At 35.6% G+C, this 12583-nt stretch carries 10 protein-coding genes; 4 read left to right on the forward strand and 6 right to left on the reverse strand.

Annotated elements, in window-relative coordinates; all coding sequences use genetic code 11:
* Window positions 1-4: 4 nt before the first annotated feature.
* From BC781_RS08880 to tyrS, 3 genes are all read right to left on the reverse strand, one after another.
* Complete coding sequence (locus BC781_RS08880) at window positions 5-595, reverse strand: outer membrane beta-barrel protein (RefSeq protein ID WP_109616885.1); 591 nt, start codon at window positions 593-595, stop codon at window positions 5-7.
* A gap of 173 nt (window positions 596-768) precedes the next feature.
* Complete coding sequence (locus BC781_RS08885; RefSeq protein WP_109616886.1) at window positions 769-1893, reverse strand: FtsZ/tubulin family protein; 1125 nt, start codon at window positions 1891-1893, stop codon at window positions 769-771.
* A 279-nt stretch (window positions 1894-2172) separates the two neighbouring features.
* On the reverse strand, window positions 2173-3462 hold the full coding sequence (gene tyrS / locus BC781_RS08890; RefSeq protein WP_109616887.1) for a tyrosine--tRNA ligase: 1290 nt from the start codon (window positions 3460-3462) through the stop codon (window positions 2173-2175).
* A 225-nt stretch (window positions 3463-3687) separates the two neighbouring features.
* On the opposite strand from tyrS, the gene BC781_RS08895 reads away from it, so the two are divergent.
* Window positions 3688-6132: an AAA family ATPase gene (locus tag BC781_RS08895; protein ID WP_109616888.1), complete on the forward strand. Its 2445-nt coding sequence runs from the start codon at window positions 3688-3690 to the stop codon at window positions 6130-6132.
* Between the two features lie 99 nt (window positions 6133-6231).
* Window positions 6232-7308 carry a hypothetical protein gene (locus BC781_RS08900; RefSeq protein ID WP_109616889.1) on the forward strand — a complete coding sequence of 359 codons (1077 nt, stop codon included), beginning with the start codon at window positions 6232-6234 and terminating at the stop codon, window positions 7306-7308.
* Between the two features lie 27 nt (window positions 7309-7335).
* On the opposite strand, the gene BC781_RS08905 is transcribed toward BC781_RS08900, so the two are convergent.
* Window positions 7336-8334: a helix-turn-helix transcriptional regulator gene (locus BC781_RS08905; protein WP_109616890.1), complete on the reverse strand. Its 999-nt coding sequence runs from the start codon at window positions 8332-8334 to the stop codon at window positions 7336-7338.
* Window positions 8335-8488: 154 nt separating this feature from the next.
* On the reverse strand, window positions 8489-9607 hold the full coding sequence (nspC, locus tag BC781_RS08910) for a carboxynorspermidine decarboxylase (RefSeq protein WP_109616891.1): 1119 nt from the start codon (window positions 9605-9607) through the stop codon (window positions 8489-8491).
* An 871-nt stretch (window positions 9608-10478) separates the two neighbouring features.
* On the opposite strand from nspC, the gene BC781_RS08915 reads away from it, so the two are divergent.
* Both BC781_RS08915 and BC781_RS08920 read left to right on the forward strand, forming a co-directional pair.
* Window positions 10479-10955 (forward strand): DUF4265 domain-containing protein, encoded by a 477-nt coding sequence (locus tag BC781_RS08915; RefSeq protein WP_109616892.1) that lies wholly within the window; start codon window positions 10479-10481, stop codon window positions 10953-10955.
* A 152-nt stretch (window positions 10956-11107) separates the two neighbouring features.
* On the forward strand, window positions 11108-11890 hold the full coding sequence (locus BC781_RS08920) for a methyltransferase domain-containing protein (protein WP_109616893.1): 783 nt from the start codon (window positions 11108-11110) through the stop codon (window positions 11888-11890).
* 38 nt (window positions 11891-11928) lie between these two features.
* On the opposite strand, the gene BC781_RS08925 is transcribed toward BC781_RS08920, so the two are convergent.
* A complete protein-coding gene (locus tag BC781_RS08925; protein WP_109616894.1) occupies window positions 11929-12552 on the reverse strand; it encodes an SRPBCC family protein in 624 nt (207 codons plus the stop codon).
* Between the last annotated feature and the right edge of the window lie 31 nt (window positions 12553-12583).

Here is a 12583-nt window from a genome sequence, read left to right on the forward strand (position 1 = left end):
ACAATTATTTGATAAACAAGAAACCAATTGTTCCTGTAAATCTGATAAGTTTTCCGTCAAGGTTCACAGACTGAAATTCAAAGAAGTCATCAAAAGCTTGCTCAAATTTAAAGTCGAGCGTGAATCTCCAAATGTCAGCTCCTAAACCTATATTTAGCATTCCATAAGTAGATTGAAGATCATCTTCATCAAAAAAATCATTGTCTTCTAAATCCCGAATATTGTGGATACTACCTCCAGCAAATATCCTGAAATTGAAACTATCGCCATTCGCAAGTTTGAATCCTAGAAGGATAGGAACATTTATGGATGAAAACTTTAAATCTGTTTTCAGCTGACGCATCGGGTCTTCGTAAGTCGTCTCATTTTTATAATAGTCAAAGCCAGACTCTAAATAGAACCTGTTTCCAACCCTAAAAAAGCCCCCAATCATACTGCCTACTTTATTTTGACTTTCAAAATCTTCGACATTCGCCAAACTCACACCAGTAACTCCTCCATGAATACCTAAAGAGAATCGAGCTTGAGCAAAAGAAAAATTAGAAAGTAAATAGAGTATTCCACCGAATATAATAGCCTTGAAATGAGAATTCATATCTGAAGAAAGTAGGGTCAATTTTTAATTTGTACGCTACTAAATATAAGCAGCTTTAGAAAGAATTGTAGCTATATGTAATTGTCATGTAAGCTACTTTGTCAAATTATAGCATAAAAAAAACTCTTCCTTATTTTAGGAAGAGTTTGAGATCAATTCAATTGAAGAATTATTTATTGGTCATTCAGAAACTTTTTAACTTTATCAAGAATATCCTCATAAACCTCCTCTTGAGAGCTAAACTGTCTTCGGTCATAAGAAAGTAAATCACTACCTAGTCGATCTATTTTTAGTCCTTCAATTGGTGTTTTTATAATCTTTTCCTCAATAATTTTAGGTTCTGTGCTTCTTGATAAGAAAACAGTAACCTCAAGCTCATCAGATTCAAAATTTCCATCGGTGCTGACCCCAAAAATAACATTGGTATCTTTCCCTGTACATTCTCTAAAACCATCTGTTAAGACATCCAATTCTTCCATATCAAAATGGTCTAAATCAGATACCGTCAAGTATAAGATCATGTATTCTAAAGTGTGAAGTGAGCTTGGAAGTTGATTGAAGTAGCTTGCACAATTTAGCAATGCTTCATTCGCTCTTTCCTTTCCCTTTGTTGCTGTACTAAATACATTCAGAAGATTATTAGGGTACGCTGTCACATCTAAGATATCTTCCAAATCAACATTTATTACCCCCTCAGTACAAACTACTTTCAGAATATTCTTAATACTCTGATGCATTAAGTTTGACAATGTAAAGCCTAAATGATTATTCAGCTTTCTGATATTCTGAGGAATATCGGCAATTGAAAAAGGAATAATTCCATGAAAAGTACCTCTACAATGTAATACACCTTCTTGCATAGCTTCAGCAGCTAATTTTTCATCCGTCTCAGTTGTAAATAGCATCACCAAACTCATGCAACTTCTCTGTTTTGCATATTCAGCAACTTGGACACTCAATTGACCTGCTAATTCTGCGGGCATTAAGAAGAATAATAATGATGTTTCACTATGAGAAATGGATCTCATTAAAGGATTTAGAAACTTTTGATTAGGATGTGAAAGGGCTTGACCATTCTCTTGGTTGAGGAGAATTTTGTCTTTGAACGGGGAATCATTCAATTCTTTTTCATCACCAGATGCTGCAAAAGACTCAACCTCTTGGTACAACCTAGAAGTAATTTGAGAGAGCATCTGAATCCCTTCTTGCTCAAGTCCAATAACCTTTGTAGAGATATCATCTCCGTTAAAGGAATTGAACCCTCGATCTGCATCGTGCAGATTATCAAAATGACTCATAAAATTTAGTTGGTTTAATTGGCTCCAGCAGAGCTTCTTACAAAAAATAAATTATTAAAAAGGATATATAGGATAGTTATGAAGGCTTGTTACTGACCTTCTGAATATTCTATTTACTAAAAATTGCGTTAGAGATCAAGCGATCAAAAGGGAAAGTCTTCAGTTAGTTTGAGTTATTTCGAAGGAAATCTATTAACAAAGTGTACATCTTCATTTAAAAATAAAAAGGCTCTCTAACACTGAGTTAGAGAGCCTCATTTTCTTTCTCACAAAGAAAAATTAAACCACTTTAATCAAGAAGTAGTTTTTCTTTCCTTTTTGAGCAAGCAAGTATTTTCCTTGAAGAAGCTCTGAAGAAACGGCTGCTGCAGGATCTGCCAACTTCTCTTTGTTGATACTTACTCCACCACCTTTAATCATACGGGTAGCTTCTCCTTTAGATTTGAAGATCACATTTTCAGTCACTGTAGATAAAAGATCTGCCACAGTAGCAGCTTCATCAAGTGCAGTTTTTGTAATCTCAACTTGAGGAACACCTTCAAATACTTGAAGCAATGTACGCTCATCAAGTGCTTTCAAATCTTCAGTCACACTTTTACCGAAAAGAATTGAAGAAGCTTTAATAGCCATATCCAAGTCTTCTTGGCTGTGTACTCGTACGGTGATATCTTCAGCCAATGCTTTTTGAAGAACTCTTAAATGAGGAGCTTGATCGTGTTCAGCAATCAATGCCTCGATTTCTTCGAAAGACTTGAACGTAAAGATTTTGATATATTTTTTAGCATCCTCATCACCTACATTCAACCAGAACTGATAGAATTGGTAAGGAGAAGTTTTTTCAGGGTCTAGCCATACTGCACCACTTTCCGTTTTACCGAACTTTGTACCGTCAGCTTTAGTAATCAACGGACAAGTAGCAGCAAAAGCAGTACCTCTTGCTTTACGGCGGATAAATTCTGTACCAGTAACAATGTTACCCCACTGGTCAGAACCACCTAGTTGCAAACGACAGTTTTTCGTTTCATACAAATGATAGAAATCCCACCCTTGTAACAACTGATACGTAAATTCTGTGAATGAAAGCCCTGAATCACCTTCTAAACGGCGTTTTACAGAGTCTTTTGACATCATATAATTCACAGAAATATGCTTTCCAGCTTCACGGACAAAGTCAATGAAACTGAAATCTTTGAACCAGTCATAGTTGTTCAACAATTCGGCAGAGTTATCTCCACAGTCAAAGTCCAAGAATTTCTCCAACTGCTTCTTCATCCCTGCAATATTGTGCTGGATAGATTCCTCGTCAAGTAATACACGCTCGGCAGACTTAAAAGAAGGGTCACCGATCATACCTGTCGCACCACCAATTACCGCCAACGGCTTGTGACCTGCACGTTGCAAATGATTCAGCAACATTACAGATACAAGGTGTCCAATATGCAAAGAATCTGCTGTCGGGTCAAAACCCACATAAGCAGTCGTCATTTCTTTCTCTAACTGTTCCTCTGTACCAGGCATGACATCGTGAAGCATGCCTCTCCACTTGAGTTCTTCAATCAGATTTTTCATGGTGGCAAATTTAATAGAATTTTCTTGCTGTGATATTAAAATTTTAATAAAAAGGAAGACGGAATTAACGAATAAGTTCAAAATGTGTTATTAGTATATGAGTTTAGTTTGAAATAAGGCTGAAAATCCGAATCAGAAAGGAGGATTGTCAAGAAAAGTGAGAAAGAGAAAGAATACTCATCCCAAACTCAGAACCTAATTTTTGCTACTAAAAACGAATTTCGTATGGGAAAGATCCGAGGATTGAGTCTTGAAAACTTCAGAGTTTTCAAAGAACGAACGCACTTCCAATTTAGTCCTATCACTGTGCTTACAGGAACCAATAGCTCTGGTAAAAGCTCTCTTTTCAAAGCTTTACTCCTACTTCAAGATAATGGGCAAAAAAACGGACTTCGAGAGTTAGATTTCAGAGGACATTATCATAATCTTGGGAATTTGAAATCTTCCATGCATTTCGACTCCGATGAAGAAAGTAACCTTGCTTTTGAAGTAGAGGTTTCTCCCGATGCGCACAGACCTTTCCCAAATTTTGAACTTGGCGGAAAAGTAATCGTCATCAAGCTCTCAGAATTGACGGATGTAAAAGACTTCCCGAGCCTTCTGAAAATATATAATTGGAAAAATTGGATGTTTTTTCTCGAACATCATTTTCGTCAGACGGCAAGAAAACTATATCGTTTTATTAAAAGTCTACCAGAAGATTTTCAGTACGAACATCGTTTCACGCTGAAAAGGTATCTTAAACTTCTTCCTCAGATCGCTTACCAAGTCAAAATCACGACTGAAAATATTGAAGAGCTTTTCACAGACTTATTTTCAATTACAGCTTGGCTCAAAAAAAACGATGTTACTTGGGAAATGCCCGAACAAACATTCACACATCCGAATCAAGGCTATTTTGCTGTTTTACTTAAAAATTATTGGTACAAAAAGTATCAGCTATCATCACTGCAAAAAGCAATTACATTTGGTGAACTGCTTAAATGTGATCGAACAGATGATAAATGTCCATTGAATGAAACCGAGCGAAAACAACTACACACTTGGGAAGAAATCCTTAAAAATCATTCATACAAAGAAATTAATGATTTGAAAGGTGCATTCAATGAATGGATGAAGTCTGAAAGTTTAGAAGTACCTAAGCTACTCCAAGACATTTACGGACTTGAAGAAGCTGATTTGAGATATGCTTATCAACCTGAAGGAATAGACGTTACAGAAAATATTTATGTGCGTTTCGTTTACGATGGCAGAACAGCAAAGCTAAAAGATGTTATTGTATGGTTTAAAGAACGTTATACTGACAACCTCAAATTACTCTATACGCCATTAAGTAATTGTAGACTTCAACATATTTTAGGGCAAGATGGAAATAGTTATTACTTAGGAAGAAGACATCAAGAATACTTAAAAACCGAAGGTGATGCACCTATTTTCACTTCATTCTATGATTTTGAGCACCTTCATCAGTACGGTGTACGTAAAATCACAAACCGACCAGAACGAAGTGCTTTCATTGTAGACGAGAAAAAATTACTTGAAAAAGTCCCTTTTCTTAAAGAAAGACATCCTTGCATGAAGCAACTCAGTGAGCTGATTCATAAAAAATTCCTACTCTTACTCGGAAGTAGAGTCAACTCTTACCTCACCGAATTTGAGGAAAACTTGATGAGTGTCAATGAATATGTAAAAGGAAATATGTCACATTTCCTCCCAGAATTGGACGAAAACAATGAAATCAAATTTACATCGATAGGTTTTTTGTTGAAAGATCTTCCTCTATTCAATTCTGAAGACATAGATATTCTCAAGCGAAAGTTTCCAGAAACATCATACGAGCAACTTCTAATTACTCCTCAAGTCCTTTTTTCACAAGAAGAATGGGCAGAGTTATATCAAGTATCTGTGGAAGATGTCATTTTTGACGATCTAGATTCAGCACTTGAATTGGCCTTGAAAGGCTTGCAACAAATCTTAGATGGCATTGGTAGTTGTTTCAATTTCGGTTTGCTCGAAGCCCATAGAGGTAACACACAGCGAATCATTTTGCATACCGACGAAAGCGTTTTGAGTAAACTTCTTTTCGATTATGGGAAAAATGCAGATGATCATGCAAAGGACTTTGTTACCAAATGGATTCGTGAGTTTGGAATTGGTCATGAAATCGAAGTCAACACGATTAAAGGAATTGCACACGATGTCATCATCACTGATAAAAGAGGACATCAACTTGACCTAGCTTCTCTTGGTTACGGAATTTCTCAACTTCTTCCAATTCTGCTCAAAATAGGCTTACGAAAAGAACCGAGTCTACTGATTGAAGAACCCGAAACCAACTTGCACCCCAAACTTCAATCGATGTTGGCAGACCTTTTAATAGATGGCTACAATCGGTTTAACACAAGTTTTCTGATTGAAACACATTCAGAATACCTCATCAGAAAGCTTCAATATTGGGTTGCCAAAAAGCAAGTTCCTTTAGATACCATCACTATTTATTATTTGTACAACCCTGAGAAAATACCCGAAGAAGCACAGCAAGTAGAACGATTGCATATCAAAGAAAGTGGGGAACTCGATAAATCATTTGGAACAGGTTTTTATGATGAAGCGGATAATATTTCGATTGAACTCTTTCAAATGGGGCAAGACGAACACGATGATTTCTAGCTAATCGAGCCTTAAACTCGAAGAATACACTAAACTGAAGAACTGGAGGATTAGACTCTCAATATTGTTCTAATCCTACACAAAGAATTAGGAGATCATATGGAAAAGATAATCACCTTTTGTGAGTTGGATACATTGCTAAAATTCTTCAAAACAAGACCTAAACCCGATGACCTTATTTTTGACGATGAGGATGATGCTTTGGAGTGGAATAGAGCTTGGATGGAGTTTTATACTTTTATCGGTAAACAATCTGATATTTATGTAGATACTCAACCCGAAAATCTGATTAAACTCTCAAAAACGAATCCTTACCTTATGAAACTCATGAAAAATGCGAGTTCGGGCGGTGCTGCATTGCGTTGTAAGGAAGGGATTATGGGAAACATTGAACAAGTCAGAAATAGAAAACCTTCTTACCTTTTATTCTTGACGCATGAAGATAAAAAAGCTTGTATAGAGCTAGAAGACAAGTATGGCCTGATGTTCTTAAACCCCGAGCGTATTCGTGAAAAAGCGGGATTTCTATTTAATTGGTCACTTTACAATATCACCAAAGATGAAAAGGCGGTCAAACGTTTGATGAGTTGGAGTCAGCTAGAGCGTTTTCGTCACCCTGCCAATGCCATGATTATCATGGATAATTACATCGTGAAAAGGAAAGAAGAAATTGAATACAACTTACTCCCGATGTTAGATGCTTTACTCCCATTAAAACTTAAGGAAAAGGTATTTGACCTCATGATTATTTCAGTTGATTTTGCTGATCAACTAGATCGCTTCAAACCTTATTTGGAAGCCGAAATCAAGAAAAACTTGAAAAGAGATTATGATGTTGATGTCACTTTGGTACGAACCGAAGGACGGAAAAGCCATGACCGAAATATTTTCACAAATTACTTATGGTTGCACTCTGGTCACTCATTCACTTACTTCTATAAAGACAGGGTTAGTAAATCTACTAATCTTATGCTTTTTCCTGTTTTCTACCAACAAAGAGATTTTCAATCCTATTATAAAGACAAAGACCCCGATACGCAGATGAGTAGTACGGTTTGGGAAGCGGTTTGTCAGAAATTATCAGATGTGCGTTTCATTTTAAGAAATGCCCGTAGAGAACAAAAAGAACAAGGAGATCAATATGCTGGTAAATTAGAAAATAACTTGTTGCAGTAAGATTTCTAGAGAGAGGCAATGAAGGCTTTAAATCTTTCGGTGAGACTTTAGAAGATTACGGTAATTTTGGGGCGAAAGTCCCACTCTCTTTTTGAAAGTTGCACTCAGATGAGATACCGAATGAAATCCACAGTTTATTGCTATTTCACTGATGTGTATTCGATGATCTTGTAGTTGTACTTTTACTTTTCGGATGCGTTCTTTCAAAATGTAGTCATAGATAGACTCTCCTAAGTTACTTTTAAAAGCTCGCTGTAAAGAACTCTTACTCAATGCAAATTCTTTCGCAATTTCTTCAAGTGTTAACTTTTCATGGATTTGATCATCGATATACTGCAGTACAGATTGAAGCTTTTGCTGTATTTCCATATCTGAAAATAAGTCAGCTCCTGCCCCTGCCTTTTTAGGAAATCGGAGTCCATGATCTACTGCGACAGACAGCAACATATAAGCTCCTCCTTTTAGAAATAATAGTTTTGTTTCCTCCAAAAGTTCTGTTGTCAAGTAGCGTAGTAATTCTCTTTGCATTAGCGGGGGAAAGGGGCGTACAAAAAAGTTCTTAGTTTTCTTTGGGTCAAACTCAGCTTTCAAGTTTGGCATTTTTTGTACGACTGCATCAAAGTTTTCCAAAAACCATGATTTTTCTAAACAGAGTTCGATATACGAGAATTGCTTTTTCTTTGGTAAAGTAATTGAATAACTCATATCGGCTGAATGAGTAATATTGATTGGCTCTGTAATATCAAACCGCTTCCAATCTTCAAATTGAATTGAGATGTTAGATAGCCAAAATAAGACACGTAACTCATGTGACCGATCTTGCGGAGGGTGAAAGAACGTATAATCTTCATTCAGAATCACTTGACCACATTCAATCCCTAATCCCTCTTCCAAATCATATTTAAAAACCATTCCTTTTGCTTCTTTAGAAGATAGAAATAAACGATTAGGAGTAATTCTACCTCCGAGTACACCATGAAGTGTTTCCAACCTACTTTTACCTTCTTCAAAAGAAACTTTGGGCATGAGAATTAAATCTAAATCACAGTTCAGTTTATGAGTGCTAATAAAACTTGAATTCTAAAAGAAGAAGTTCCAAATCAGATTTTTATAAAAACAAAACAGCCTAGTTCACCTGACAATGATAAACTAGACTGTTTTAAAAAAGATAAGATTATAATTAGATTCTGCTTATAAACTCTTCATAGCCATAAGACTTGAATAGTTCAAATGAACCATCAGTCTTTAGCATTCCGATAGATGGAAGGTTTACACCATTGAAAGTGGTTGTTTTCACCATAGTGTAATGGATCATATCTTCAAAAATGATGGTATCTCCAGCTTTAATTTCTTTATCAAATTTGAATCCGCCTATAAAATCACCTGCAAGGCAAGTCATTCCTCCTATATTATATTCAAATTCTCCATCAGGGTTTTCGCCTCTCACTCTAGGTTTGTAAGGCATTTCCAAACAGTCTGGCATGTGTGCCGCAAAAGAGGAATCTATCATCAAGGTTTTCACACCTTCAGAATCCACTACATCTAAAACTGTAGATTTCAAGAAACCTGTTTCCCAACCAACGGCACTACCTGGTTCTAGGATTACATCTACATTATAGTTGGTTTTGATATTCTGAATCAACTGAATCAGCAATTCAATATTATATCCTTTACGAGTGATGGCATGTCCCCCACCAAAATTCACCCATTTGGCTTGGTGTAACAAATGCCCAAAACGTTCTTCAACTGCTTCTAGTGTACGCTCAAGTACCTCTGCATCATTCTCACAAAGGGTATGGAAATGCAAACCACTAATTCCCTCTGGAAGGGTATCTCCGATTAGCTCACTTCTGACCCCCAATCGAGAACCTTTCACTGCAGGATTGTAAAGGTCCGTTGTTACTTCAGAGTATTCTGGGTTTATTCTCAATGCAGCCTCAATTCCAACTTCTTTCACTTTATCCTTGTACAGTTCCCATTGTGATAATGAGTTGAACGTAATGTGATTTCCCATCCGAATCAATTCATCCATTTCGTTAGGAATGTACGCAGGGCAGTAAACATGAACTTCTTTCCCAAACTCTTGAGATGCAAGTTTTGCTTCATTCAATGAACTTGCCGTTGCTCCTGCTAAAAACGGTTTTACCAAAGGAAAAGTCTTGTACATAGCAAAGCCTTTTAGTGCTAAGATGATTTTAGCACCACTCGCTTTTTGTACCATATCTAAAACCTTCAAATTGTTGAGCAAACTTTGCTCTTCAACTACAAAACATGGAGAAGGAATCTGTTGATTTGTCATTCTTTCTTAGTAGTTATTTATCTAATAACAAATATCTAGACACTTTATCAGAAATAATAGAAAGTTATATCACAAACACAGAATTGAAGAAAAAAAATCATGAGAGAAACCTATTGACAAAAAGTGATGGTGTAACAAAAAATCAATAGAAGTATCTCATGATCAGAATAAAGCACTGCAAAGCTTATACTCTGATGTGGGTTAATTACGACTTTACAAAAGTAATAGATGATGCATGTTTGGCTGTTGTAAAAAAGGAGATGATAGTTGTAAAAAAAAGTCAAATGTGTGGACATACAAGGCTGTTAGCTAATATTTAATAAAGGCTAAAATAAAAGAAACAAAAAAAGGTCGTCTCAAATGAGACGACCGTTTCCACACCTTTCGACTTACACATCTACAATACATGTATATGCGCTACTAACAAGCAAACATTGTTTTGTAAAAAGTTGAATTGAACAGACCTCACACACAAAAAATCAAACAATACTTATACACAAACAAAATTCATTATTCCAGATACTAATACATAAAATGTATTTGACCTAATTGACTTTACAAAGGTACTGTGATTTGAACAGGGTGAATTGTAAGATCGGAGAAAAGACTTTTAAAAAGTGGTCAATTCGCTCAATCATGTCATTATTAGCTGAAACTCTAGGCTGCAGAATGTTAGCAAGCTAGCTTAGTGCTTTATGTATTGTGTTCACATTGTTATCTTAACAGAAATAAAATTATTTTAATATTTATTTTTAAATTAAGAATGAATTGAAGACTATTGTCCCTCAATTGAGGATAGCCTTCAATGAACTGTATAATTACTATCGATTAAGAGCTATACACCCCTAGCTATAAAACTGCTAAGACCGAGATGATCACACAGGATAATACTTGCGAGAAAATACTTTTTAAATATCACAGTGCGATACTAAACAAGGTAGTAGAAGAGACTTTGTTGGCTCAAAAAGTAGATGAAAATTCAGGTATTTTCAAGCTAGAAAGTATTCCTTTTTACGGGCCACTCATAGCTACAGACGACGAATTTTTTGCAGAATATGATAGCGAATTAGATTCTTATATTTATAAAAATACAACTAAGCACTCTGGTAATTCTATTGTATTGGTCGTTATTGTATTGGAAGGTTTAGATATCGAAATGATCTGTGACGAATTTGAAGCATTAGATTGCGAGTATGAGGTTCTGAATGATCAATATTTTGCAATGAAAGTCCCTTCTGAGGTTGATTATTCTATGGTAAAACACCAGATCTTAAAATATGAAAGCTCTGGAATCATAGAACATGCAGAAGCCTTTTTATCTCAGAAACATCTAGGTGAAAACGTGTAATCATCCCTAATTCCTATAAATATTTAAAGGTAAAAAAGACCTAAGTTGTATAACGATTATACTACTTAGGTCTTTTTCTATATAAAACTCATAAATCAAGCCTTTTGTTAGAGAAGAAAGACTAGCTCTCATTTTTAACTAAAAAGGCATATATGGAATCAAAGCATAAGACAGCAGTAGACCCGCAAAAAGTAGAAGATAAAGTAAAGGCGATGTACAAAGACGTTGCTCAAAACCCTAAAGGAGAATATCACTTTGAAATGGGCTATGACCTTGCGGTTAAACTGGGCTATGCTAAAGCAGAACTTGCTAAGATTCCTCAAGAAGCAATTGACTCATTTGCAGGAGTTGGTTATCATTTTGGTTTAGCTAAAATCAAAAAAGGAGAAAAGGTATTAGATTTAGGATGTGGCTCTGGTATGGACTTATTCTATACTGCTAAAAAAGTTGGGGATAAAGGTATGGTAGAAGGTGTGGACATGACCGATGAACAACTTGAAAAATCAATACACCTAGCTGAAAAAAACAAGATTCATAATGTTACTTTCATGAAGTCTTACATTGAAGAGCTACCTTTTGAAGCCTCAGAGTTTGATGTCGTTATCAGTAATGGTGTGATCAATTTATCCTCTCAAAAGTTAGCTGTATTTCACGAGGCTGCAAGAGTGCTGAAAAAAGGAGGACGTTTAGCCATTTCTGATATTGTGACAGAAGTTCAAATGCCAAACCAAATCACTTGTAACTCCACACTTTGGGCTGCTTGTATAGGTGGTGCTATGCAAGAAGACCAATACAAGCGTCTGATCCAAAATGCAGATTTGAAGCTCATCGAGTTCAAAAAGAACCCTAAATATAAATTCATCTCGGAATCAGCTATCAATGCCTCAAAAACTTATGGTGTAAAAAGTATTTCTCTTTTAGCCATAAAAGAATAAAAGTCCCTTTTCAGTCAGAAAAAGGACTTCATCTCTACTTATTTCTTTGCAGATGTATTCTCAACGCTCTTATTTAAAATCCCACTCTCTACTTTTTTCTTTATAGACTTGAAATTCTCTTTTGTTACTTTTTCACCTGTTTTTATGTGATACTCTAGAGCTATAAAATAATCTTCAATCAGCTTTTTAAATGAACCTTTCATCAAAGCGCCCATGATTGCAGGCTTTGTCCTAAACTGCATATCAAAATGCATTTTCGATTGCCCATTTCCCAAATCTTCAATTCTATATACTCCTTTGGTATATTCTGGATCAACTGGAAATTTCCCTGCCTGAAAAACTTGATTCGTAAAACTCATTTCTTCAGGATTATAATTCACAATTTTCTCTTTTAGAAACTGTGAATGACTATCGTTAAAATAGCATACTCTTTCAGCTCCTTCTTCGGCTTTCAAAGAACCATTTACATAGTCTGAGTCTATAATTCTTGGATGAGAATATGCTACTGAACCATAATCCTCTCCTACTATTTGCCAAAGCTTCTGCGCAGGAAAGTCAATTACTTTAGAAAGAGACAAGGTTTTCACTTTTTTCTGAGCCATAACATTAGTTGTAATCAAGCTTAGTAAAATGATAATCGAACTTCTGAATAATGTTTTCATAATGAGTATTAGTTATTGGTAACATTACAAA

Source organism: Sediminitomix flava, from assembly GCF_003149185.1.
GTDB lineage: Bacteria > Bacteroidota > Bacteroidia > Cytophagales > Flammeovirgaceae > Sediminitomix > Sediminitomix flava.

What these genes read in the sequence shown, in the direction of transcription:
- BC781_RS08925 (WP_109616894.1), bottom strand. Translation starts at nt 12,552, where the DNA reads ATGAAAACATTATTCAGAAGTTCGATTATCATTTTACTAAGCTTGATT.
- BC781_RS08895 (WP_109616888.1), top strand. Translation starts at nt 3,688, where the DNA reads ATGGGAAAGATCCGAGGATTGAGTCTTGAAAACTTCAGAGTTTTCAAA.
- nspC (WP_109616891.1), bottom strand. Translation starts at nt 9,607, where the DNA reads ATGACAAATCAACAGATTCCTTCTCCATGTTTTGTAGTTGAAGAGCAA.
- BC781_RS08920 (WP_109616893.1), top strand. Translation starts at nt 11,108, where the DNA reads ATGGAATCAAAGCATAAGACAGCAGTAGACCCGCAAAAAGTAGAAGAT.
- tyrS (WP_109616887.1), bottom strand. Translation starts at nt 3,462, where the DNA reads ATGAAAAATCTGATTGAAGAACTCAAGTGGAGAGGCATGCTTCACGAT.
- BC781_RS08880 (WP_109616885.1), bottom strand. Translation starts at nt 595, where the DNA reads ATGAATTCTCATTTCAAGGCTATTATATTCGGTGGAATACTCTATTTA.
- BC781_RS08915 (WP_109616892.1), top strand. Translation starts at nt 10,479, where the DNA reads ATGATCACACAGGATAATACTTGCGAGAAAATACTTTTTAAATATCAC.
- BC781_RS08905 (WP_109616890.1), bottom strand. Translation starts at nt 8,334, where the DNA reads ATGCCCAAAGTTTCTTTTGAAGAAGGTAAAAGTAGGTTGGAAACACTT.
- BC781_RS08900 (WP_109616889.1), top strand. Translation starts at nt 6,232, where the DNA reads ATGGAAAAGATAATCACCTTTTGTGAGTTGGATACATTGCTAAAATTC.
- BC781_RS08885 (WP_109616886.1), bottom strand. Translation starts at nt 1,893, where the DNA reads ATGAGTCATTTTGATAATCTGCACGATGCAGATCGAGGGTTCAATTCC.